This window comes from Deltaproteobacteria bacterium, assembly GCA_029210625.1.
Classification (GTDB): Bacteria; Myxococcota; Myxococcia; order SLRQ01; family SLRQ01; genus JARGFU01.
The window spans coordinates 1-22,249 of record JARGFU010000003.1; the positions used below are offsets into that span (position 1 = coordinate 1).

20 protein-coding genes are annotated in these 22,249 nt (G+C 71.6%); 8 read left to right on the forward strand and 12 right to left on the reverse strand.

The annotated features are described in order from the left end of the window. Positions 1–511, reverse strand: a 511-nt coding sequence (locus P1V51_03470; GenBank protein MDF1562073.1) for a transposase, incomplete at its 3' end; no start/stop codon positions are given. A gap of 263 nt (positions 512–774) precedes the next feature. Between P1V51_03470 and P1V51_03475 the strand changes: the two genes are divergently transcribed. Both P1V51_03475 and P1V51_03480 read left to right on the forward strand, forming a co-directional pair. Beyond that, on the forward strand, positions 775–1,437 hold the full coding sequence (locus P1V51_03475; GenBank protein MDF1562074.1) for a dihydrofolate reductase family protein: 663 nt from the start codon (positions 775–777) through the stop codon (positions 1,435–1,437). Positions 1,438–1,534: 97 nt separating this feature from the next. Continuing rightward, positions 1,535–1,891, forward strand: a complete 357-nt coding sequence (locus P1V51_03480; protein ID MDF1562075.1) for a type II secretion system protein GspG — start codon at positions 1,535–1,537, stop codon at positions 1,889–1,891. A gap of 37 nt (positions 1,892–1,928) precedes the next feature. On the opposite strand, the gene P1V51_03485 is transcribed toward P1V51_03480, so the two are convergent. From P1V51_03485 to P1V51_03515, 7 genes are all read right to left on the reverse strand, one after another. Next, positions 1,929–3,362: an MFS transporter gene (locus P1V51_03485; protein ID MDF1562076.1), complete on the reverse strand. Its 1,434-nt coding sequence runs from the start codon at positions 3,360–3,362 to the stop codon at positions 1,929–1,931. Positions 3,363–3,374: 12 nt separating this feature from the next. After that, positions 3,375–4,844, reverse strand: a complete 1,470-nt coding sequence (locus P1V51_03490) for a hypothetical protein (protein ID MDF1562077.1) — start codon at positions 4,842–4,844, stop codon at positions 3,375–3,377. Beyond that, entirely contained in the window at positions 4,841–5,497 is a 657-nt protein-coding gene (gene purN, locus P1V51_03495) for a phosphoribosylglycinamide formyltransferase (GenBank protein ID MDF1562078.1), read from the reverse strand. The genes P1V51_03490 and purN overlap by 4 nt, the downstream gene beginning before the upstream one ends. Next, positions 5,494–6,534: a phosphoribosylformylglycinamidine cyclo-ligase gene (gene purM / locus P1V51_03500; GenBank protein ID MDF1562079.1), complete on the reverse strand. Its 1,041-nt coding sequence runs from the start codon at positions 6,532–6,534 to the stop codon at positions 5,494–5,496. Before purM ends, purN begins: the two co-directional genes overlap by 4 nt. 29 nt (positions 6,535–6,563) lie before the next feature. Further along, a complete protein-coding gene (locus P1V51_03505; protein MDF1562080.1) occupies positions 6,564–6,992 on the reverse strand; it encodes a hypothetical protein in 429 nt (142 codons plus the stop codon). Positions 6,993–7,018: 26 nt separating this feature from the next. Beyond that, entirely contained in the window at positions 7,019–10,105 is a 3,087-nt protein-coding gene (locus P1V51_03510) for a hypothetical protein (protein ID MDF1562081.1), read from the reverse strand. Positions 10,106–10,176: 71 nt separating this feature from the next. Beyond that, positions 10,177–10,596 (reverse strand): CBS domain-containing protein, encoded by a 420-nt coding sequence (locus P1V51_03515; GenBank protein ID MDF1562082.1) that lies wholly within the window; start codon positions 10,594–10,596, stop codon positions 10,177–10,179. A gap of 79 nt (positions 10,597–10,675) precedes the next feature. On the opposite strand from P1V51_03515, the gene P1V51_03520 reads away from it, so the two are divergent. From P1V51_03520 to P1V51_03545, 6 genes are all read left to right on the forward strand, one after another. Continuing rightward, positions 10,676–11,380, forward strand: a complete 705-nt coding sequence (locus tag P1V51_03520; protein ID MDF1562083.1) for a TIGR04282 family arsenosugar biosynthesis glycosyltransferase — start codon at positions 10,676–10,678, stop codon at positions 11,378–11,380. Positions 11,381–11,455: 75 nt separating this feature from the next. Beyond that, positions 11,456–14,059, forward strand: coding sequence for an adenylate/guanylate cyclase domain-containing protein (locus P1V51_03525; GenBank protein MDF1562084.1), 2,604 nt, complete (start codon positions 11,456–11,458; stop codon positions 14,057–14,059). Between the two features lie 16 nt (positions 14,060–14,075). Further along, the gene (locus P1V51_03530) at positions 14,076–15,698 is read left to right on the forward strand and encodes a cyclic nucleotide-binding domain-containing protein (protein MDF1562085.1); all 1,623 of its coding nucleotides are present in this window, start codon (positions 14,076–14,078) and stop codon (positions 15,696–15,698) included. Between the two features lie 130 nt (positions 15,699–15,828). Then, on the forward strand, positions 15,829–16,461 hold the full coding sequence (locus tag P1V51_03535) for a Crp/Fnr family transcriptional regulator (protein MDF1562086.1): 633 nt from the start codon (positions 15,829–15,831) through the stop codon (positions 16,459–16,461). Between the two features lie 11 nt (positions 16,462–16,472). Further along, a complete protein-coding gene (gene accD / locus P1V51_03540) occupies positions 16,473–17,309 on the forward strand; it encodes an acetyl-CoA carboxylase, carboxyltransferase subunit beta (GenBank protein ID MDF1562087.1) in 837 nt (278 codons plus the stop codon). Then, entirely contained in the window at positions 17,309–18,649 is a 1,341-nt protein-coding gene (locus tag P1V51_03545; protein ID MDF1562088.1) for a bifunctional folylpolyglutamate synthase/dihydrofolate synthase, read from the forward strand. The genes accD and P1V51_03545 overlap by 1 nt, the downstream gene beginning before the upstream one ends. Here the strand turns inward: P1V51_03545 and P1V51_03550 are convergent, their stop codons facing one another. From P1V51_03550 to P1V51_03565, 4 genes are all read right to left on the reverse strand, one after another. After that, on the reverse strand, positions 18,650–20,332 hold the full coding sequence (locus P1V51_03550; GenBank protein ID MDF1562089.1) for an amidase: 1,683 nt from the start codon (positions 20,330–20,332) through the stop codon (positions 18,650–18,652). Positions 20,333–20,339: 7 nt separating this feature from the next. Then, positions 20,340–21,053, reverse strand: a complete 714-nt coding sequence (locus P1V51_03555) for an SDR family oxidoreductase (GenBank protein MDF1562090.1) — start codon at positions 21,051–21,053, stop codon at positions 20,340–20,342. Positions 21,054–21,150: 97 nt separating this feature from the next. Beyond that, positions 21,151–21,405, reverse strand: coding sequence for a hypothetical protein (locus P1V51_03560; GenBank protein ID MDF1562091.1), 255 nt, complete (start codon positions 21,403–21,405; stop codon positions 21,151–21,153). A 124-nt stretch (positions 21,406–21,529) separates the two neighbouring features. Further along, a complete protein-coding gene (locus P1V51_03565) occupies positions 21,530–22,093 on the reverse strand; it encodes a polyhydroxyalkanoate synthesis regulator DNA-binding domain-containing protein (GenBank protein ID MDF1562092.1) in 564 nt (187 codons plus the stop codon). Positions 22,094–22,249: the final 156 nt, after the last annotated feature.

Here is a 22,249-nt window from a genome sequence, read left to right on the forward strand (position 1 = left end):
GCTCCAGGGTCGGGGAGGGTGTCTTCGCCCCACCAAGTGTGTGGCACCTCTTTCCGCAGCACCTCTTTCCGCACCTCTTTCCAGCACCTCTTTCCATCTTCACCAGGCCCGCCCTCCGAGCCAGCCTCACCGTGTCCACGAAGAGCCCGGCGAAGGCGTCGAAGTGAGTCTTCCGAAACTCGCTGATCACCGAGTGGTCCGGATGGTTTCCCGCCGCGATCACCCGAAACGCCACGTCCCGGTGAGTCGCCGATTCCATTCGCCGTGACGACCGCACTCCCACGCAGTAGCCGTACAGGAGCAGGGCCGTCATCATCCGCGGATCGTAGGGACGCGTCCCTCGTGGATCCTTGGCCTGGGTGACCGCGATGATCGGCCCGAGGTCGAGCTCCTCCACGACGTCGAGGATGAAGTAGGCGAGGTCATCTTCCGGCAGCCAATCCTGCGGTGAGGGGGCCAAAAGATACTGCTGCCGGGGCAGCCACGGACGGTAGGTCTTCACGCCGGCCATGCCCGAAAACGATCATGGCCAGCTGAGATTGTCGATCGCTGACCGGCGATCTATGCCCGACAGGCTCCTAGCCAGGCTCTCAGCGAAGCCCCGAGGCCCCATTCTACGTTGGACCGGAGCCTCGACGAGGCGACCGCGGGTCCGAAGACGCAGCAGGCGTCAAAGGTGCCTAGCCACAAGGGCGGCAATCCTTCCTGTCCCTTGGGTCCTAGGCTGGGATTGGCGATGAGGCCGAAATCCGATCGAATCGAGGAGCCAGTGCGTTGCGAGTCGTGATCAGCGAGTTCATGTCCCTTGACGGTGTGTGCCAGGCGCCAGGCGGCCCCGACGAGGACGTCGACGGTGGATTTCGTCACGGCGGTTGGTCGATGCCGTTCTTCGACCCCGAGGTGATGGGTGCCGCGATCGGCGACGGGTTCGCCACGACCGAGGCGCTGTTGTTCGGTCGCCGTACCTGGCAGGTCATGGCTGCGGCCTGGCCCGAGCGGTCCGGGGACGAGTTCGCGGACGCGATGAACCGCATCGAAAAGCACGTGGTGTCGGGATCGTTGAGCCCGGCCGACCTGACCTGGAACAACTCCCGCCTGATCCCAGCCGACGGTGCACTCGAGGCAATCGAGGAGCTGAAGGCGCGCCCGGGTGGGGACCTCCAGGTCATGGGCAGCCTCACCCTGGCGCGCGCACTGATCTCGGCCGATCTGGTCGATGAGCTGCGGCTCATGATCGAGCCCGTGTCCCTCGGCGGGGGTAAGCGGCTGTTCCCCGACGACATGAACGCCCGCCCGATGCGGCTCGTGTCCCACACGGTGGCGCCGACAGGGGTCCTCATCTGCACGTACCAGCCCACCGGTGAGCCGCTGCGTACTGGCCACAGTGACGAGCTCTACGAGGACCACGACAACCCCCCGGTCCCGCCCCGCCAGTAGCAAGTGCGGCAGTGGGGTCAGGCTCTCGACGAAGCCCCGGGGCCCCATCGTAGGCCAGAGCCGACCCGGTGCGTGGCTCGACATCACCATCCTGGGGATGGTGGCGGCCGCGGTCTCGGTCTCGGTGCTCGGGCGGTGGCGGGACGCTCGGTGCTCGACGGCGAAGATCGACCTCCTGACGATCGACACCGTCCTCGAGCTCCACACGGCCAGATACGGCGAGGTCCCGACCACCGATCAGGGGCTCGCGCTCCTCCTCGAGCGGGGCTTCGTGAAGACGGCGCTGATCGATCCCTGGAGGAAGCCCTACCTCTACCGGCAGCCCGGAACCCATAATCCCCGGGGGCCCGATGTAGGGACGCTCGGGGGCGATGGCCGGAGCGGGGGCCGGGGGGAGGATACGGACCTCTACCTCGGGGAGAGCGACCTGCGCTCGCCGGGGTGTGAACCCTGACCGCCGTGTTCGCTGTCTGCGGGGGACGCCCGCCCCCTCAGGCCGCCTCCGGCGCGACGGCGTGCCGGTCCTCGGGGCTCTGCTCCTTCTCCAGCTCCGTGCCCCGGGTGAACCAGCCGCGCAGCAGCAGCGCGGTCAGCGAGCCGCCGAGCGCCACCAGGGCGAGCACGAGCCACATCGCGTAGGGCGTGCGCCAGTACTCCACCTCCCCGGCCCGGAGCCGATCGCCGATGCCCTCGGGACACCAGTAGGCGAGCATGTGGCCCGAGACGAAGCCGATGGCCGTCTTCGCGAGGAAGTAGGGGACCATCGAGAGGCCGAAGTAGGTCCCCTCCTGGCCCTTGGGGGCGATGGCGGCCGTGTACTCCTGCAGGCGCGGCGACCAGATGAGCTCGCCGACCGTCAGCACGAGGAGGAAGATCCCCGCGGAGTAGTAGGTGAAGGTCGCCAGATCGAGGCCCCCGAAGGGCGGGACGGCCTGGAGCAGCAGCGCGACCGAGGTGATGAAGGCCCCGGTGACCAGCATCTTGTAGACGTTGAAGCGCTCGAGCACCGGGATGAGCACGATCAGCCCGACGATCACCCCGATGGGGTTGAGCGCCTGCAGGGTCCCGATGGCCGCGTCGCTGCCGATGACCCGGGTCCAGAACTTCGGGTGGAGGAGGCCGAGGTAGAGGAAGACCGCGCGCACGCCGAGCAGGAGCGAGATGAGCGCGGTGAAGCGCCAGAAGGCCGACTCGCGCAGCACCGCCTTCGCGATCTCGATGGGGCTCTGCCGCGGCGCGTCCGCCGCCTCCTCCTCTTCCGGCTCCTCGTCCTCGCCGACGAGCTGCTCCGTGTGGTGGATGGTCAGGAAGATCGCGACGATGGAGAGCAGCGAGGTGAGGATGCCGAAGGTGAAGATGTGGTAGCGGGGCCAGCCGAAGTCGATGAAGGCCCAGTCGACGACGAAGCCGCCGAGGGCGGCCCCGACGTTCATGAAGAGGTACCAGAGGTTGAACCCGGCGCCGCGGGACCGCTTGGTCGTGAAGCGCTTGTTCGCCGCCTGGAAGGCGGTCTGGACCATGGCGACGAAGGGCGCCATCAGCGCGAGCCCGGCCACGGCGACCGCCGTCCGCAGGGTGCCCTCCGGCAGGAAGACCGCCGCGACGATGCCCGCCCGGCTCACCGCCATGCCCACCATCGACAGCCAGAGCGAGCGCTTGATGCCGAGCCAGTCGGTCAGCAGGCCGGAGAGGAAGAGGAAGATCGTGGTCGCCGACGAGAAGACCATGAAGGCGTAGCCGGCGTCGGCGTCGTCGAGCCCGAAGTCGTCGCTCAGGCTCAGGATCACGATGTTGAACATCGCGAAGTAGGCCGTGCTGTCCAGCACGTTGACGATCTGCAGACCCCAGTACTCCCGGCGGGTCTCCTTCAGGACGGAGAAGTCCTTGAAGTACTTCACGACGGGGTTCACGCGCTCGGTGCTCATGGGCTCCTCGGGCTAGCTGCCTTTAAGCGGGTCGTGCCGCTTCGCCTGCTCGGCGACCAGGCGAGCGGCGCGGTGCCCGGCCAGGAACTCGCCCTCGAGGCCGAGGCCGGGGACGTTCTCCCGGCCGGCGAGGATGAGGTTCTTGTAGGGCGTCGAGGGCGGCAGCAGGCCCACGCCGAGGGAGAGGCCGAGGTCGGTCTCCAGGCGGGGCCAGGGGTTCAGGCGCGAGCCCCGGCTCTCGCCGTCCTCGAGGATCGGCGCCGAGGTGGCGACCAGGTGCTCGTCGAGGAAGGGGAGCAGGTCGGAGCGCAGCAGGTCCAGGAGGCGCGCCTCCTCCTGCTCGAAGAAGGGGCGGCCCTGCTCCCGGCGGGAGGCCGGGACGAAGGTCGAGATCTGCAGCACCTCCTCGCCCTCGCCGCCGGCCTCGGGGAAGCGCTCGAGGAGGAGCACCTCGCCGTCGAGGGCCCCGTTCTCGCGGGGCAGGTAGAGGGCCGCGTCGGCGAGGCCGAGGGGCAGCTTCCCGGCCTTCAGGACCAGGTTCAGGGAGAAGAGCAGCTCTCGCGGGCGCACCGAGCCGAGGCGGGCGTCGAACTTGCGGCGGCGCGAGTCGAGGGGGAGCAGGCGGCGCAGCGCCGCGACCTCGAGGCCCGAGACCACGAAGCGCGGGTGGTACTCGGTGTTGTCGTCGAGCACCTCGATGACGTCGATCCTGCCGCTCTTCACCCCGATGCTCTCGACGATGCCCTTGTTGCCGCCGGCGCGTACCCCGCCGAGGCTCTCGAAGCGGCGGCGCAGGAGGCTCGCGTAGCCGCCCGGCTCGAGCTCGGCGGTGCCGCGCACGACCCCCTGGAGCAGGCCGGCCACGCTGCGCAGGCGCTGCAGGGGCGACGGCGCCTCGGTGTGGAGGTAGCTGCCGAGGCGCTCCAGCCCGGCGAAGAGGGTCTCGAGCTCGGGCAGGCCCTCGAAGGAGGGGGCGGTGTCGGGGACCGTGTCGCCGAGGCGCTTGAGGGCGCGGCGCTCGAAGAGGCCGTCGGGGGGCAGCGGCGGGTGCTCGGCCAGCAGCTTGCTGGTCTCGGCGTCGGCGTGGAGGAGCGCGGCGATCCGCTCCGCGGCGCGGGCGCCGAGCTCCTCGCCGAACTCGCGGGAGAGCTCCGCGCGCTGCTTCTCGGGCTCGAAGGGCAGCGAGAAGCGGCGGCCCGGGGTGAGGATCTGCAGGGCTGGCAGGGCGCGCAGCAGGCGGCCGCTGTCGGCCACCAGGGAGAGGGTGTCCAGGACCTCGGCCATCACCGGGCTGCGGCGGGGGAGGGGGAGGAACTCGGGCGCCACCGGGAGCGCGCGCCCCGCGTGGTGGTAGAGGCCGGCGAGCCCGTCGTGCTCGACGTGGACGACCTTGTAGCCCTTCTTGCGCAGGAGGCAGGCGGCCACCAGGGCACCGGTGCTGCCGCCGAGCACCGCCACGTCGAAGACCCGGCGCGTCTTCATGCCTCGCCCCCGTCGAAGATCACGAGGTCGTCGGTGGGGGGCAGCAACCCCGGAAAGCCCGGGCGCCGCGCGCGGGCCTCGAGCCGGCCCTCGGCGATCCACTGGAGGACCAGGGGGTAGAGGCGGTGCTCCTGCCGCTGGATCCGCGCGGTGAGGCTGGCCTCGTCGTCGCCCGCCTCCACCGGAACCAGGGCCTGCGCCAGGCGGGGGCCGGTGTCGCAGCCGGCGTCGACCAGGTGCACCGTGCAGCCGGTCTCGCGCACCCCGGCCTCGAGGGCCTGCCGGGCGCCGTGGAGGCCGGGGAAGGCCGGCAGGAGGGCAGGGTGGATGTTGAGGATCCGGTCGGGGTAGGCCGAGAGCAGGGTCGCCCCCACCAGGCGCATGAAGCCGGCGAGCACCAGCCACTCGACGCCGTGCTCGGCGAGCACCTCGCAGATCCGCGCCTCGAAGGCCTCGCGGCTCTCGAAGTGCTTGTGCGAGACGTGGACGGCGGGGATGCCCAGATCTCTCGCCCGGGCGAAGACGCCGGCCTTCTCCTTGTTGCAGACCAGCACCGCGATCTTCGCGTCGAGCTCGCCGCGCTCGATCGCCCGGCCGATGGCCTCGAAGTTGCTGCCGCTGCCCGAGGCGAGGACACCGAGGGTGAGGGTCATGCGAGACCCTCGAGCTCCACGGCGGCCGGACCGTCGCCGCTCACGAGCTCACCGATCTCCACCGCCTCGACCCCGGCCCCGGCGAGGAGGGCGAGGGAGGCGTCGGCCGCCTCGGCGGGGACGACGGCGCAGAAGCCCACGCCCATGTTGAAGGTGCGGTGGGCCTCCAGGGGCGGCACGCCCCACTCCAGGAGCAGGTCGAAGATCGGCGGGCGCCGCCAGGCGGTGGCGTCGAGGCGGGCCACCAGGCCCGCGGGGAGCGAGCGGGGCAGGTTCTCGATGAGGCCGCCGCCGGTGATGTGGGCCAGGCTTCGCACGGGCTGCGCCGCGAGGAGGGCGAGGGCGGCCTTCACGTAGATCCGGGTGGGCTCGAGGAGGGCCTCGGCCAGGGTCTCGCCGCCGAGCACCTCGGGCCTCGCGTCCCAGGGGAGGCCCTGCTCCTCCACCAGCTTGCGGGCCAGGGAGTAGCCGTTGCTGTGCAGGCCGTTGGAGAGCAGGCCGATCACCCGGTCGCCCGCCACGGCGCTCTTGCCGTCGAGGATCTTCGCGCGCTCGACCACCCCCACGGCGAAGCCGGCGAGGTCGAAGTGCCCCGGGGCATAGAAGCCCGGCATCTCGGCGGTCTCACCCCCGAGGAGGGCGGCGCCCGCCTGCTCGCAGCCGTCGGCGATCCCCTCGATCACCTCCCGCGCGGCCTCGACCTCGAGGCGGCCGGTGGCGAAGTAGTCGAGGAAGAAGAGGGGCTCGGCGCCGCAGACCACGATGTCGTTCACGCACATCGCGACCAGGTCCTGCCCGAGGCCGCGGTGGATCCCCGTGGCCTGCGCGACCATCAGCTTCGTGCCGACGCCGTCGGTGCCGGCGACCAGGACCGGATCCTCGAGCCCCTCGGGCAGCGAGAAGAGGCCGCCGAAGCCGCCGAGGCCGCCGAGGACCTCCGGCCGGCGCGTCCGGGCGGCGGCGGGCTTGATCGCCTCCACCAGGGCGTTGCCCGCCGCGATGTCGACGCCTGCCTCCTGGTAGGTCTTCGTGCCCATTCGCGGCGGACCCTACGCGGGCGCCAATGTCAGGGCAACACCGAGAAGCAGTAGGCCGCGCCCCCCTCGGGGAGGGGGTCCTCGGGGCCGAGCGCGTCCACGCAGCTCGCGTCTCCGTACTCGGCCTGCCAGGGGGCGTAGCCGAAGTTCCCGTCGCCGTCCTCGGCCTCGACGAACCAGTGGAGCTCGGCGCCGGCGGGGTAGCCGGGGATCTCGCCGGTGAAGCGGCCGTCGCCCCGGTCCTCCATCAGGAGCACCTCGGCGGTGGCGGCCTCGGCGCTGCGGAAGGAGAGCCGCACGGCGGCGATCTCCCGGTTCTCCCGCACCACCACCGCCACGGCGTAGGGGCCCAGGGGGTCCCGGGTGTCACCCAGGGCCGTGGCCTCGACCACCGGGGCGTTGGGATCGGCGCAGGCGAGCAGCCCGAGGCAGGCGAGGATCGAGGCGAGGCGGCGCATGGCGGTCATCCTATCCGGATCCCCTCTCACTGGCAGCGGTTGCTCACGCAGCTCTGGCCGGCCAGGCAGTCGCCGTCGCTCGTGCACTGGGTGCCCGAGACGCACTGGCCGCTCACGCAGATCTGGTTGGAGAGGCAGTCGGTGTCGATCCGGCAGACCGCCGGGAAGTTGCAGAAGCCGAAGTTGCACTCGCCGTTGGGGGCGCAGTCCACGTCGCGCTCACAGAGGTTGCCGGGGAAGAAGAAGCAGCCCCCCTCGATGCAGCTCTGGTTCACCGGGCACTCGGCGTCGGTCTGGCAGCCCCCCGGGTTCATGCAGCGCCGGTTCACGCACTGCAGCCCGCTCATGCAGTCGCTGATGTCGGTGCAGAAGAGGGGGATCAGGCAGCGGCCGGCGGTGCAGGAGAAGTTGTCGTTGCAGTCGGCGTCCGAGGCACAGACGAAGGGCTGGCAGGAGCCCATGTCGCAGCGCTGATCGATCGGGCAGTCGGCGTCCGAGAGGCAGTCGAGGGTGGGCCAGCAGGTGCCGTTGAAGCACATGGTTCCGGTGGGGCAGTCCACGTCGCCCTGGCAGGTGGGCTGGGTGCCGCAGGTGTCCCCGAGGCAGAGCTGGCCGGCCGGGCAGTCGAGGTCGTCGGCGCAGGTGGTGTCGGCGATGCAGGTGGCCGAGAGGGCGTCGCAGATCTCGGGGGCCACGCAGTCCGCGTCGCTGCGGCAGGCGCCCGCCGGCAGGCAGCGGTACCAGATGCAGAAGCCGGCGCCGCAGTCGGCGTCCTCGAAGCAGGTGCCGGCGAAGCCGCAGGTGCCGTTGATGCAGTTCTGGCCCGCGCCGCACTCGAAGTGGAAGGTGCAGGGCTGGAGGAAGCGGCAGTGGCCCTGGACGCAGGAGGCGCCCGGGCAGTCCTCCGGGAGGGAGCAGGCCGGGGCGTGGATGCAGGTGCCGCCGTCGCAGACGTGATCGACGGGGCAGGTGCCGTCGGCGGCGCAGGCGCCGGCCTCGCAGCGGCCGTTGGCGCAGGTGTCGCCGGTGGGGCAGGCGGTGTCGGAGAGGCAGGTGCCCCGCCAGGCGCAGGCGCCACCCTCGCAGACGTAGCCCGCGCCGCAGTCGAGGTCGGCGCGGCACTCGGGCGGGACGCTGCAGTAGCCGAGGTCGCAGACCTCCTGCACGCGGCAGTCGGCGTCGGTGGTGCACTGGCCGGGCAGCTGGATGCAGCCCCCGGAGACGCAGGAGAGGCCCGGGGGGCAGTCCGCCGGCGTGGCGCAGGCGGCGGCGCCCTGGCACTCCCCGTTGACGCAGGTGGAGCCGGCGCCGAGCCAGGCGCAGGTGGCGTCGTCCAGGCAGAGGAGGGGCGGCCAGCAGGCCCCGCTCCAGCAGCGCCAGTCGTCCGGGCAGTCGGCGTGGGTGGCGCAGGTCTCGGGCACGCACTTCAGGAGATCGCAGCGCTCGCCCGGGGCGCACTCGGCGTCGGTGCGGCAGTCGGGGTAGGGCGTGCAGATCACGTCCTTGCAGTAGGTGCCGCCCGGGCAGTCGAGGTCGCTCCGGCAGAGAGCGTAGGCCTGGCAGGCGCCGCCCACGCAGTAGCCCAGGGGCTGACAGTCGGCGTGCCCGGTGCAGCTCACCAGGGTCTCGCACTGCCGCGAGTTGTAGCTGCACTCCTCGCCGGGACCGCAGTCGGCGTCGGACTGGCAGCCCGGGAGGGCGACGCAGGCCCCGTAGGAGCAGGTCTCGCTCGCCCCGCAGTCGGTGTCGGCGCTGCACTCGGCGGGGGGCACGCAGGTGGAGAGCTCACAGGTCCAGGTGGCCGGACACTCGTGGGTGTAGCGGCAGGCCCCGGGGGGCAGGACGCACTGCTGCCGGTCGCAGACCTCGGCCGCGGAGGGGCAGTCGCTGCTGGTCGCGCACTCGGGCACCCACACGCAGCTCCCGCTCACGCAGCCCGTGCTCTCGGGGCAGTCGGCGTCGCTCTGGCAGCCGGCCCGCGGGACGCAGAGGCCGTCGTTGCAGACCTCGCCGGTGGCACAGTGCAGGTCGCTGACGCAGTAGGGCGCCGCGACGCAGACGCCGGCCTCGCAGGCCTCCCCCGTCGGGCACTCGAGCTCGGAGCGGCACTCCGGGCGGGCGCTGCAGAAGCCCACGTTGCACTCCCGGCCCACGCCGCAGTCCGCGTCGGTCTCGCACTGGGGCGGGGGGAGGGCGGTGCAGGCGCCGAGGACGCAGTACTCGTTGCTGCGGCACTCGCTGTCGTCGGTGCATCCGCCCGGCTCCTGGCAGAGGTGCTGGACGCAGGAGAGCTCGAAGAGGCAGTCGGCGTCGGTGGTGCAGAGCAGGGGAGGGAAGCAGCGCTCGGCCTCGCAGGTCCAGCCGTTGCTGCACTCGGCGTCCTCGCTGCAGGTGTAGGGCTGGCAGCTGCCCCAGTCGCAGCGCTCGCCCGGCGCGCACTCGAAGTCCTCGACGCAGTCGGGGATGGCCATGCAGACCCCACTGCGGGTGCAGTACTCGCCCGCGCCGCACTCGGCGTCGGCCCGGCACATGCGCCAGGCCTGGCAGGCGCCGTCGAGGCAGAAGCTGCCCCCGCCGCAGTCGGCGTCGTCGGTGCAGGCCACGCGCGGGACGCAGGTCCGGCCGTAGAGGGCGCAGACCTCCTCTGCGAGGCAGTCGGCGTCCGTGCGGCAGCCCTCGATGGCCTCGCAGCGGCCCGCGACGCACTGGAAGGCGCCCGGGCAGTCGCCGTCGGTCAGGCAGCCGGGATCGAGGCAGGCCCCCAGCTCGCAGACCTCACCGTCGCCGCAGTCGGTGTCGCTCTGGCAGCCGCCCAGCGCGGTGCAGACTCCGGCCTGGCAGATCTCCAGGTCCTCGCAGTCGAGGCTGGTGCTGCAGCGGCAGGGTCCGGCCACGCACTCCCCGCCGGTGCAGCTCTCGCAGGCCTGGCAGTCGGCGTCGGAGCCGCAGGTGGCGCAGCCCGGATCGACCTCGCAGATCTGATCGTCGTTGCAGAGCTCGCAGGGCCCGCAGGCGGGATCGCAGGTCTCCACGGCGACGGTCGAGCGGCCGCAGCCAGCCAGCAGGACGAGCGAGGGGAGGAGCGCGAGGAGGAGCGGGCTCGTGCGGGTCATGGACCCATTGTCCCGCTCCGGGAGCGCTCCGCTCAAGGCGAGGAGGAGTAAAAAAGCGCGCCGCGGCGTCTTCAGTCGAGCAGCCCGAGGAGGGCGCGCAGGGCGTCGGTCTGGGTGATGATGCCGACCAGGCGGCCGTGCTCGACCACCGGGATGCCGCCGATCTTCCGCTCGATCATCTGCTCGACCGCGTCGGCGAGGTTGGCGTCCGGCGAGATGGTCACCGGCTCGCGGGTCATCAGCCGCTGGATGGTCGTCTCGTCGAGGAGCTGCTCCCGGTCCTCCGCCTCGAGGCCAGAGAGCGGCGAGGGCAGCGACCGCTTCAGATCGCGGTCGGTGAAGATGCCCACCAGCTGCCCCTCCTCGTCGACGACGGGCAGGTGGCGGATCTTCCGCACGAGCACGCACTCGACCGCCGCTCGGAGCGTATCCGTCTCCTGCAGGGTGGTGGGCTCGCTGGCCATGTACTCCCGGACGATCTTGTGGGTCATCAGGCCGATCTCCCTTCCAGGGGGCCAGGCGGCACCGGGAGGGTGCACGCCTTCTGTCTTCATTGTACGACTCCAGCCCGTGGAAGGCACAAATTCACCTGGCCGCGTCTGCGTCTTCGCTCGCCCGCCCCGGGCCGGGAGGGTCAAGACCCGGCTGGCGGCGGCGCTCGGGGACGCGGCGGCCCTCGCCCTCTACCGCGCCTTCCTCGCCGACACCCTGGAGGCGGCGGGGCGCAGCGGGGCCGAGGTCGTCGTGCACCTCGCCGAGGCGCCACCCCCCGGACAGGCGGCAGGAAGGGAGGAGGCCCTCTCGGGGCTGCCCTGGCGGCTGCAGGGGGAGGGGGATCTGGGCGCCCGGATGGCGGGCGCCTTCGCCGCCGAGGCCGCCGATGGCGTCGCCACCCTCGCCATCGTCGGCTCGGATCTGCCGGCCCTGCGCCCGGCGGACCTGCGGGCCTGCCTGGCGCGGGCCCGGGAGGGGGCGGCGGTGCTGGCCCCCACCCCGGACGGCGGCTTCTGGTGCGTCGCCGGGCCCGCCGGCCTCCCCTGGGCCGCGGTCTTCGAGGGGGTCGCGTGGAGCAGCGGCGGCGAGCGGGTGGCCTGCGAGGCCCGCCTGCGGGCGCGGGGGGTGGAGGTGGCGGCCGGCCCTCTGCTCCGGGACGTGGATCGGCTCGAGGATCTGCTGGCGCTCTGGGAGGAGGTGCGGGACGCCGGGCCCGGCCTCGCCCGCCACACCCGGGCGGCGATCGCCGCGGACCCCGCCCTGCGCGAGCGCTTTCGGTAGCCGGCAGGTCGCCTGCGCTGCTACCCTCGCGGACCGAAGATGAGCGGGGAAGCTGGAGGATGGAAGCGCCATCTGGTGCCGACGGCGTGGAAGGTGGCGCTGGCGCTGGGGATCCTGGCGGCGGGGCTGCACCTGAGGGCCTTCTCGGGGGTGCGGGCCGAGGACACCCTCGCCGGCTCCCTGGAGGCGAAGGCCCTGGACATCAAGTTCCGGTTGCGGGGCCCCATCACGCCCTCGGGGCACGTCACCGTCATCGGCATCGACGAGCGCTCGGTGGGGACCTACGGCCTCTGGCCCTGGGACCGCAGCATCGTCGCCGACCTGGTCGACCGGCTGACCGAGGCGAAGGTGCGGGTCATCGCCCTGGACATGTCCTTCGTCGACGCCCAGCTCTCCGGGCGGCACACGACCCTCCACGAGATCCACGAGATCTATCAGGAGGCCGTCGCCGGCGGCCTGAAGGTCCCGGAGGGGGTGGCGCTCGAGGAGGGTGAGGCGAAGCGCCCCACCGTCCCCGAGCTGGACGCCTACTTCGAGAGGACCCTCTCGGAGCAGGGGCCGGACGAGCAGCTGGCGAAGGCCATCTTCGAGTCCGGCCGGGTGGTCTGGGGTCTCTTCGGCTACCGCTCCCGCGAGGGCGTGCGCTCGGTGAACCTCTCCGAGGAGCACCTCGACGCCTGCTTCACCCGGGTGCGGCCCTTCCTCGTCGCGCACCTCTACGAGGCCCGCACCGACGCCGAGAGCGGCGCGGAGCGAGAGTACGCCCTCGAGGTGCCGGTGGACGCGCCCCAGGTGAACATCGGCTACCTCAACGAGGGCATCGAGTCGCCCCTGCCGGCCTTCTCGGCGGCCACCCCCTACTTCGGGCTGATCAACGTCTACCCCGACCGGGACGGCGGCCTGCGCCGCGCCGAGGTGCTGCAGCGCTATCGCGATCGCCTGGTGCCCTCCCTCGCCCTTCGCAGCGTGGCGGCCTACCTCGGCTCCAACATCTACCCCCTCTGGGACGCCGAGCAGGGGCAGGTGCTCACCGTCCGCCTCCGGGTCGGCTCGGCCGAGGCCGACGGCCTGGCCATCACCGACGCCCACGGCGCCATCGACTGGATGGAGCAGCGCGCCGAGGAGCTCCCGCCCGGCCCCTGGGAGGAGGCCCACGTCGCGAAGTGGGAGGCCTGGCGCGAGGAGCGGCAGGAGGCCATCGACAACCTCCCCGAGGACGTCGAGGAGTTCCCGCCGGTCGACCCCGTCACCCTCCCGGGCTTCGCCTACGGCGACAAGTTCGATCTCGATCTCGACCCCGTGCAGCAGGGCCGGATCCTGATCAACCACCTCGGCCGCGGCCGCGACTTCGACACCGTCTCCGCGGTGGACGTCCTCGAGGGCAAGGCCGATCCCGAGTTGCTCGCCGGGCGCATCGCCCTGGTCGGCGTCACCGCCCTGGGCACCTACGATCAGCGGGTCACGCCCTACGACGGGATGATCCCCGGCGTCTACGTGCAGTCGGCGATCATGGACAACATCCTCTCCCGCCGCCTGCTGGTGCGCTGGGGCTGGATGGCCCCCATCGAGGCGGTGATCCTCCTCGGCATCGCGCTCCTGGTCGGGCTGGCCCTGCCGCGGATCAAGGGGGCGGTCTTCATCGTCCTCTTCGTGGTCCTCGGGGTGGGGATCTACATCGCCGTCGATCTCTACGTCTTCGTGAACCACGGGGTGGAGCTCTTCCTCTTCACGCCGTTGGCCTTCTTCGTCGGCACCAGCGGCGTGGTCCTGGGGCTGCAGCTCGCCCTTACCGACCGCGAGAAGCGCAAGGTGCGCCGCGCCTTCCAGCACTACCTGGCCCCCTCGGTCCTGGAGAGCGTGCTCAAGGACGAGAGCAAGCTCGCCCTGAACCCCACCAAGGCCGAGCTCTCGGTGCTCTTCTCCGACATCCGCGGCTTCACCACCATCAGCGAGCGGCTGCCTCCCGAGCAGCTCGCGATCGTGTTGAACACCTACCTGACGCCGATGACCCACGTGGTCTTCGAGCAGGGCGGCACCCTCGACAAGTACATGGGCGACGCCATCATGGCCTTCTGGGGCGATCCCATCCCCTTCGAGGATCACGCCCTGCGGGCCTGCACCACCGCGGTGAAGATGATCGAGGTCTGCGACCGCCTCGCCGAGGAGTTCGTGGAGCGCGGCTGGCCGCCCATCGAGATCGGCATCGGCATCAACACCGGTCAGGTGTCGGTGGGCAACTTCGGTTCGGACATGCTCTTCGACTACACGGTGATGGGCGACTCGGTGAACCTCGCCTCCCGCCTCGAGGGTACGAACAAGCAGTACGGCACCAAGATCATCATCAGCGAGGCGACCCTGGCCAAGGTCAGCGGCCAGGTGGTGGTGCGGCCCCTGGACGCGGTGCGGGTGAAGGGCAAGCGGGAGCCGGTGCGGATCTACGAGCTGCTGGCCCTCGGGCAGCCCACCCCGGAGCAGAAGGTCTTCCTCGACCTCTTCTCCGAGGCGCTGGTGCACTACAAGGAGCAGCTCTGGGATCGCGCCATCGCGCTCTTCCAGGAGTGCCTGGAGCACCAGCCGGGGGACTACGCGGCGCAGCTCTACATCGCGCGCAGCAACGCCATGAAGGAGACTCCGCCGGGAGACGACTGGGATGGCGTCTACACGATGACGACCAAGTAGGAGCGGGTTGAGGACGATGTCCGAGCGCAAGATCCGGAAGCTGAAGGAGGCGGTGGCCAAGAGCCTGGCCCGCCAGCACTACCAGGACGCCCTGACGGCGGCCGAGGAGCTCATCGAGCTCGATCCCCGGGACGACCGCACCCTGCTGAAGGTGGGCGAGCTCCACCAGCGCCTCGGCAACGAGGAGAAGGCCCTGGAGGTCTACCACCGGGTCGCCGACTTCTACGCCGACGACGGGCGGCTGGTGCGGGCCATCTCGGTGCTGAAGATGATCCTCCAGCTCCAGCCCGAGGACACCGCCACCGCCAAGAAGCTCTCGCTCCTCTACGCCGCCCGGGGGCTGCCGCCCTCCAAGGCGGTGAAGGCGATGCTGGACGAGAAGGTCCACGCCGCCGACCACGCCCCGGAGCCCGCGCCGGAGCCTGCCCCCCCGCCGGGTCCGAAGCCCGCGCCCGCCGGGCTCGCGCCGAAGCCGGTGCCCCGCCCCGCGCCCCCCTCGATGCCCCCGCCGAGGCCGGTGAGCTTCGACGAGATCTCCGTCGAGATCGAGATCCCGGTGGAGGTTCAGGAGGCCCTCGACCCGGAGCTGGCCGCCGCGCCCGAACCGGCGCCCGCGCCCGCACCAGCACCCGCGCCCGCCCCCGCGCCCCGCGCCGGGCCGAGCGGCTCCGAGCTCCTCGCCGCCATGGCCGAGGCCGAGAACCCCTTCGCCGTCACCAGCGACGAGGAGGCGCGGCGGCAGCTGGCCGAGGACGACCTGCAGTCCCTCGACCTGGGTGACCTGGACCTGGCCTTCGTGGAGCTGGCCCCCGACGCCCTGCCGGAGATGCCCCACACGCCTCTCTTCTCCGACCTGGCCCCCGAGGAGCTCCATGCCCTCCTCACCCGGGTGCAGGCGCGGCCCATCGCCCCCGGTCAGACGGTGGTCGAGCAGGGCGACGTGGGCTCGTCGATCTTCGTGGTCAGCGATGGGCACCTGGTCGTCGAGGTGAACTCCGGCGAGTCCGTGCAGGAGGTCGCCGAGCTGGAGGAGGGCGCCTTCTTCGGCGAGTTCGGGATGCTCACCGACGGCATCCGCCACGCGACCGTAAGGGCCGTGGACGACGTCGAGGTGCTGGAGATCCACCACGAGGACCTGCTCGAGCTCACCCGGCAGCACCCGCGGGTGCGCAGAGTCCTGGTCGAGTTCTACCAGAAGCGCGCCATGGAGACGGCCCTGGCCGCCTCGCGGGTCTTCGGTAGCCTGGACCAGTTCGCGCGGCACGAGCTCGCCCGCTGCGCCTCGATGGAGCGCCACCAGGCCGAGTCGACCATCCTGCAGGAGGGCGACGATCCCGAGGGCATCTTCCTGGTGAAGCGGGGCAAGCTGCGGGTCGAGAGCCGCGGGCTGCAGGACGAGGCGGTCGCGCTCGCCGAGCTCGGGCCGGGCGACTTCTTCGGCGAGATCTCCACCTTCAGCGGCTCACCGGTGACCGCCGACGTGGTCGCCGACGAGGCGGTGGAGGTCCTGAAGATCTCCCGGCGCGAGGTCCTCGAGTTCTGCGGTGATCACCCGGGCGTACGTGAGGTCCTCGAGGAGATCGGGCAGCGCCGCCTGCACGAGTCGATCGATCGCCTCACCTCGGCCGGCCTGGTCTGAACCACCCGCCCTCGCGTTCGGCCAGACCGGGGTTGGATCGACCCCATACTTCTTGCTAGGCAGGCCCCTATACGCGAGGCTGTCCGCTCACCGGGCCAGAGTGGAACTCTCGAGAACAGGGTAGAGCCCCATGGGTGTCGAGGACGTCCTCTTCCAGAAATTCGGCAAGACCTTCCCCGCCGGCACCGTGCTCTTCCGCGAGGGAGAGGGCGGCGACGAGATGTACGTCATCCACGCCGGGACGGTGCGGATCACCAAGGAGATCCGGGGCCGGGAGAAGTTCCTGGCCGAGCTGGGGCAGGGCGAGTTCTTCGGTGAGATGGCGATCCTGAACGCCAAGCCCCGCTCGGCGACCGCCACCGTCTCCTCGGAGGCGAAGCTGATCGTCATCAACCCCAAGGTCTTCGAGGCGATGATCCTCGGCTCCACCGAGGTGGCGCTGCGGATGGTCAAGCGCCTGGCCTCCCGCCTGCAGGAGGCGGACGAGCAGATCGAGAACCTCATGATGCGGGACGCCCGCTCCCGGGTGGTGCACTTCCTGCTCTCCCAGGACGCCAAGGGGATGAACCCGCTTCCCTTCGTCGCCGAGGACCTGCCCTCCCAGCTGGGCCTGCCTCTCGACGAGATCGAAGAGGTCTTCGAGGGCCTTCGCAAGAAGGGCTTCGTCGAGACCACCGAAGAGACCACACGCCTCGTCGACCGGGCGAAGCTACAGCAGTACCTCGAGTTCCTGGAGATGAAGGAACAGTTCGGGGACGCCTAGGAAGGCAGCGCATGGCCTGGTTTTCGAAGACGCCGTCCAAGCGGACGGCAGCCTCCAAGTCACAGATCGCCGAGGGCATCTGGAGCAAGTGCGACGGCTGCGGCGAGATCGTCTACGCCGCCGAGATCGAGCGCAACCAGATGGTCTGCCCCCTCTGCGACCATCACTTCCACTGGCCGATCCGCGACCGCCTCGCCTCGCTCCTCGACTCCGGCAGCTTCGAGGAGACCGACGCCGAGCTCCAGTCCGGGGATCCCCTCGGCTTCAGTGACAGCAAGCGCTACCGCGATCGCCTGAAGTCCACCCGCAAGCGCCTCTCCGAGAACGAGGCCTTCGTCTCGGGGCTCGCGCGCCTCGACGGCCACCTGGTGGCGGTGGGCGGCTTCAACTTCCAGTTCATGGGCGGCTCCATGGGCTCGGTGGTGGGGGAGAAGGTGACCCGCCTCTTCCTGCGGGCCCACGAGCGCAAGTGCGCGGTGGTCCTCTTCAACGCCTCGGGCGGCGCCCGGATGCAGGAGGGGGTCTTCTCCCTCATGCAGATGGCGAAGGCCTCGGCGGCCATCGGCCGCTTCCGCGAGGTGAAGAAGCCCTTCATCTCGGTGATGCTGCACCCCACCACCGGCGGGGTGGCGGCCTCCTTCGCCTGGCTCGGCGACGTCGTGGTGGCCGAGCCCAAGGCCCTGGTCGGCTTCGCCGGCCCCCGGGTGATCGAGCAGACCATCCGCCAGACCCTCCCCGAGGGCTTCCAGCGCTCGGAGTTCCTCCTCGAGAAGGGGATGGTCGACATGGTGGTCCGCCGGCCCGAGCTGCGCGCGCGCCTGGCGCTGCTGCTCAACCTCCTGGCTTGATGGAGGCGGAGCGCTTCAGGGAGTGGCTCTTCTCCCTGCGTCGCAGCGGCGTGCACCCCTCGCTCGCTCCGACCCGCAGCGTCCTCGCGGCCCTGGGTCACCCCGACCGCGGCTACCGGGCGGTGCAGGTGGTGGGCACGGTGGGGAAGGGGAGCGTCTCGGCGACCCTCGCCTCGCTGCTCCAGCAGGAGGGCCGCCGGGTGGGCCTCTTCACCTCGCCGCACCTGGTGCACTTCGAGGAGCGGATGCGGGTCGACGGGGTCGACGCGACGTCCGCCGAGCTGGCCGAGGCCTACCGGGAGATCGACGCGGCGGCCCCCTGGGCCAGCGATGACCCCCGGCTGCCCGGCGAGGCCGGCCGGCGGGGGCTGACCTTCTTCGAGTGGGCCGTGGTGCTCGCCGCCCGGCACTTCGCGCGGAAGGGCTGCGAAGTGGTGGTCTGGGAGGCCGGCCTCGGCGGCCGCTGGGACGGCACCACCGCCGCGCGGGCCGACCTCACGGTGATCAGCCGCATCGATCTCGACCACACCAGGACCCTCGGGGAGACCCTGGAGGCCATCGCCGCCGAGAAGGCCGAGGCCTTCCGCCCGGGGGCGCCGGTGGTCAGCGCGCCGCAGGCGGCAGCGGCCGCCGAGGTGATCGCGCGCTTCGCCGCCGAGCGCGGCTGCCCCCTCCACCGCTTCGGGGAGGACGCCACCCTCGGCGCCGAGGGCTACCGGGAGGGCGAGGTCTTCCACCCGGGCCTGCGTCCGCGGCTCGCCGGCGCCCACCAGGCGATCAACGCCGGGGTGGCCATCCTCGCCGCCCGCCGCCTCGCCGCGCTCGAGGGGCGGCCCGCGCCCGACGCCGAGGCGCTGAGGCGCGGCCTGGAGGAGACCCGCTGGCCGGGGCGGCTCCAGTGGCTCGAGCCCTCCCTCCTCTGCGACGGCTTCCACAACCGTGCCGGGGCCGAGGCGAGCGCCGCCGCGCTGCCGGCCCTGCTGGAGGGGCGCCCCCTGCACCTCGTCTTCGGCTGCCTCAAGGATCGCGATCCTCTGGCCCTGCTCGAGCCCTTCCTGCCCCTGATCCGGCGCCTGACCCTGGTCTCGCCGGTGAGCGAGCGGGGGCTCGACGCCCGCACCTACCACGCCGAGGTCGCGCGCCGGGTGCCGGGCGCGGTCCTCGCCGGCCGCCTGCCGGAGTTGCTGGAGGGCGGGCGGCCGCCCGCGGACGCGGCGGGCGGGGAGGTCACGATGGTCGGGGGCTCGCTCTACCTCGTCGGCGAGCTCCTCGCCCTGCGCGAGGGCACGGCGCCGGATCCAGGCGAGGCGACCACCGAGGTGGCCGCCGCCGCGCCCTGATCACTGCTCGCCGAGCAGGTCGTAGCGCACCCGGGGGGACTTCTTGGGCACGAAGTGCTCCGAGACCAGCGCGGCCTTCAGCAGCAGGTCCTCGCGCCAGGGCGCCGCGATGAGCTGGAAGCCCACCGGCAGGCCTGCGGCGGTGTAGCCGGCGGGGAAGGTGATGGCCGGCAGGCCGGTGAGGTTGGCGATGCCGGCGAAGCGCATGATCTTGTCGAGGAGCTCGAGGTTCGACTCTCCGGTCTCGGCGGCGTCGGCCGGGAATGGGGGCGCCACGGTGCCCGAGGTGGGCAGCGCGATCAGATCGACCTCCCCGAAGAGGCGGCGGAAGCGCTCGCAGGCCTGGGTGCGGACCCGCTGGGCGTTCACGTAGTCGGCGCCGTCGAGGGAGGCGACCAGGGAGAAGTTCAGCCGCACGTCGTGGCCGTAGCGGGTGGGATCCTCCCGGTAGTACTGCCGGTGGGAGGCGACCATCTCCGAGGCGATCGTGACCAGCTGCGCCAGGCGCATGCCGTCGATGTCCTCGATCTCGATGCCCACCTCGCTGGCGCCCGCCTCGGTGAGGTTCTGGAGCATCCCGTCGCAGTGCTTCACGACCTCCTCGTCGGCGTCCTCGAAGTAGGGGCGGTAGACCCCGATGCGCAGGCCCGAGAGATCCGGATCGCCGAGGCCGGCGAGGGTCGGCTCGGGCTGCTCGAGGGAGTGGGGGTCGCGGGGATCGGGGCCCGCCAGCACGTGGTAGAGCAGGGCGGTGTCCCGGGCGGTCATGCCCATCGGGCCCAGGTGGGCGACGCTCCAGCAGAGGGGCGCCGCGCCGTGCTCGCTGACCCGGCCGAAGGTGGGCTTGAGCCCCACCAGGCCGCAGAAGCCCGCGGGCATCCGGATCGAGCCGCCGCCGTCGGCGCCCAGGGCGACCGGGCAGAGGCCCGCCGCGACCGCGCCGCCGGGGCCGCTGGAGGAGCCGCCGGTCATCCGCGCCGGATCGTAGGGGTTGCGGACCGCGCCGAGGTGCGGGTTCAGGCCCGTCACCACGATGCCGATCTCGGTCATGTTCGCCTTGCCGATGAGCAGGGCGCCGGCGTTGCGCAGGCGCTCGACCACCGTGCTGTCGCTCTGGGCCGGGCTCTGCCCCAGGAAGGAGGTGCCGGCGGTGGTGCCGTAGCCCTCCTGATCCACCTCGTCCTTCACCGCCACCGGGACCCCGTCGAGGAGGGAGCGGGTGGTGCCCTTGGCGTAGCGCTCGGCCGACTCCTGGGCCTGCTGGAGCAGGTCGCTCTCGTGCTGGGCGATGATCGCCCGCAGGGGTGGGGTGGTGGCGTTCGACTGCCGGGTGGCCTCGACCACCCGCCGGGCGATGTCGACCGGCGAGCGGTCGCCGGCGCGGTAGGCCGAGACGAAGGCCCAGACCGACTCCTCCGGGAAGCTGCCCCCGGGGGGCGGGCTGGAGATCAGCGCCTCGAGATCGGGCTCGCTCCCCTCGGGGGCCTTCGCCGGGTGAGGCCGGATCGACCAGGGCGAGGGGCCCTCCTCGATCGCCCGCTCCCGGAAGGCGGGCATCCCGAGGTTGGTGAGCATCATCTTCTTCAGCGGTCCGCCGAAGGGGCTCTCCAGGAGACCGACGAAGAGCTTGAGCTTGAAGCCGGCGAGACGCGGCGCCTTCACGGGGGTGCGGGTATAGGCCATGGTCCTCCTAGACCACGAGGCCGCCATCCACGTCCAGGCAGGTCGCGGTGATGTAGCGGGCGTCGTCGCTGGCCAGGAAGGCGTAGGCCGCGGCGATGTCGGCGGGCTCGCCCAGCTCGCCCAGGGGGGTCCGGGCGGCCATCTGGCCCAGGACCTCCTCCGGGACGACGTCGGTCATCGGGGTCTTCACGAAACCCGGCGCCACGGCGTTGACCCGGATGCCCTTGCGGCCCAGCTCCCGGGCCAGGGTCTTGGTCAGCCCGATGACCCCGGCCTTGGTCGCGACGTAGTTCGCCTGACCGAAGTTGCCGGTGTGGGCGACCACGCTCGCCGCGTTGAGGATCACCCCGCCGCGGCCCTGCTCGCGCATCCGGCCGGCGGCCTGGCGGGCGAGGCGGAAGACGGCCGTGAGGTTCACGGCCAGGACCTGATCCCAGGCCGCGTCGCTCATCTTCAGGGCGGTGCCGTCCCGGGTGATGCCGGCGTTGTTCACCAGCACGTCCACGCCCCCCTCAGCGCACCAGGCGTCGATCGCCGCCAGGCCCGCGTCGGAGGTGACGTCCGCCGCCAGGTTCGTCACCCGGGGGTGCTCGAGGGCCGGGGCCTCCAGATCCACCGCGGCCACCACGGCGCCCTCCTCGAGGAAGCGCTCGGCCGTCGCCCGTCCGATCCCCCGGCCGGCGCCGGTCACCACCACTCGCTTGTCCTTCAGTCCACGCATCTTCGTCGTCTCCTCACGTTGCTCGAAGTGAAACGGCGCGGCCCGGTCCGACGGGGGGTCGGAGCCTGGCCGCGCCGCGAAAGGCAGGTCCGATTCATCAGGCCTGGAAGGCGTCGGTCACCCGGCGGGCGGTCTCGATCGAGGTGTCGAAGAGCCGGCGGGCGGTCTTCAGCTGGGTGTCGGCCACCTTGCGGCTCTCCTCACCGAGCTTCTCGATCTGGGTGAGGGTGGCCTGGCCGGCCTTTTCGAACTCGTCCACCATGCGGGTGGCGCTCTCGGTCCAGAGCTGGCCGATGGCGGCGATGTCGAAGGTCTCGAGGGAGGGGGGGGTCAGGGTCTTCTTCTGGGCCATGGTGGGCCTCCTGATGGTTGGGTTCGTCTGGAGCGTCCTGCGCTCGGCAACCAACCTAGCGATCTTGTGCGTCGCGTCAAGGGATATTTTTGCAGTGCACAAAAATATCCGAGCGCCGCCACCCTCACTCCGCGTCCTTGCGCCCGTGGATCAGCTCCCGCAGCACCGCCTGAGTGGCCTTAAGCTCGGCCCGCAGCTCGGCGAGCTCGGCCCGGGTCTCGGCGCCCTCCTTCACCTCGGCGGGGGAGGGCACCGCGGCCTGATCCTGGGGCCGGGGCGGGGCAGGAGGGTAGCCGAAGGGTGCCGCGAAGGGGTTCATCCGCATGGTCTCGGCGGCGGCCTTCTGGACCTCGGCGGCCAGGTTGCGCTGGAGCTCGGAGAAGCCCCGGACCACCCCGAGGAGCTGTTCGCCCAGCTTCTCCCGGGCCTCGGGGGAGGCGCCGGTGCGGATCACGCGGGTGAGGAAGGCCACCGGGAGCACCTCCCGGCTGCTCTGCCGCTCGCTGATGATCTGGGCGAGCACCGCCCGGGTGAGGTCCTCGCCGGTCTTGGCGTCGACCACCTCGATGTCGCTCCCCGCCTGGATCAGCTGCTCCACCTCGGCGAGGGTCACGTAGCGCGAGGCCTCGGTGTCGTAGAGGCGGCGGTTTCCGTACTTCTTCAGGACGCGGGGGCTGGGGGCTTCCATGGCAGCGGCATCCTCGGCAATTTGTGCAAATGCGTCAAGACTTTTGCTGTGCAACAAAAAGGGTTGACAGGTCGGGTCCGGTTTGGTCTGTCTGCGCCCCGAGATGAGCGGCAAAGATCGTCGACTGGCCGGAGAGGCCCTGATTGTGCGCAGCAA

Coding starts and splice junctions, on each gene's coding strand:
- P1V51_03480 (MDF1562075.1), top strand. CDS start 1,535: ATGGTGGCGGCCGCGGTCTCGGTCTCGGTGCTCGGGCGGTGGCGGGAC.
- P1V51_03485 (MDF1562076.1), bottom strand. CDS start 3,362: ATGAGCACCGAGCGCGTGAACCCCGTCGTGAAGTACTTCAAGGACTTC.
- P1V51_03490 (MDF1562077.1), bottom strand. CDS start 4,844: ATGAAGACGCGCCGGGTCTTCGACGTGGCGGTGCTCGGCGGCAGCACC.
- purN (MDF1562078.1), bottom strand. CDS start 5,497: ATGACCCTCACCCTCGGTGTCCTCGCCTCGGGCAGCGGCAGCAACTTC.
- purM (MDF1562079.1), bottom strand. CDS start 6,534: ATGGGCACGAAGACCTACCAGGAGGCAGGCGTCGACATCGCGGCGGGC.
- P1V51_03505 (MDF1562080.1), bottom strand. CDS start 6,992: ATGCGCCGCCTCGCCTCGATCCTCGCCTGCCTCGGGCTGCTCGCCTGC.
- P1V51_03510 (MDF1562081.1), bottom strand. CDS start 10,105: ATGACCCGCACGAGCCCGCTCCTCCTCGCGCTCCTCCCCTCGCTCGTC.
- P1V51_03515 (MDF1562082.1), bottom strand. CDS start 10,596: ATGACCCACAAGATCGTCCGGGAGTACATGGCCAGCGAGCCCACCACC.
- P1V51_03530 (MDF1562085.1), top strand. CDS start 14,076: ATGTCCGAGCGCAAGATCCGGAAGCTGAAGGAGGCGGTGGCCAAGAGC.
- P1V51_03535 (MDF1562086.1), top strand. CDS start 15,829: ATGGGTGTCGAGGACGTCCTCTTCCAGAAATTCGGCAAGACCTTCCCC.
- accD (MDF1562087.1), top strand. CDS start 16,473: ATGGCCTGGTTTTCGAAGACGCCGTCCAAGCGGACGGCAGCCTCCAAG.
- P1V51_03545 (MDF1562088.1), top strand. CDS start 17,309: ATGGAGGCGGAGCGCTTCAGGGAGTGGCTCTTCTCCCTGCGTCGCAGC.
- P1V51_03550 (MDF1562089.1), bottom strand. CDS start 20,332: ATGGCCTATACCCGCACCCCCGTGAAGGCGCCGCGTCTCGCCGGCTTC.
- P1V51_03555 (MDF1562090.1), bottom strand. CDS start 21,053: ATGCGTGGACTGAAGGACAAGCGAGTGGTGGTGACCGGCGCCGGCCGG.
- P1V51_03560 (MDF1562091.1), bottom strand. CDS start 21,405: ATGGCCCAGAAGAAGACCCTGACCCCCCCCTCCCTCGAGACCTTCGAC.
- P1V51_03565 (MDF1562092.1), bottom strand. CDS start 22,093: ATGGAAGCCCCCAGCCCCCGCGTCCTGAAGAAGTACGGAAACCGCCGC.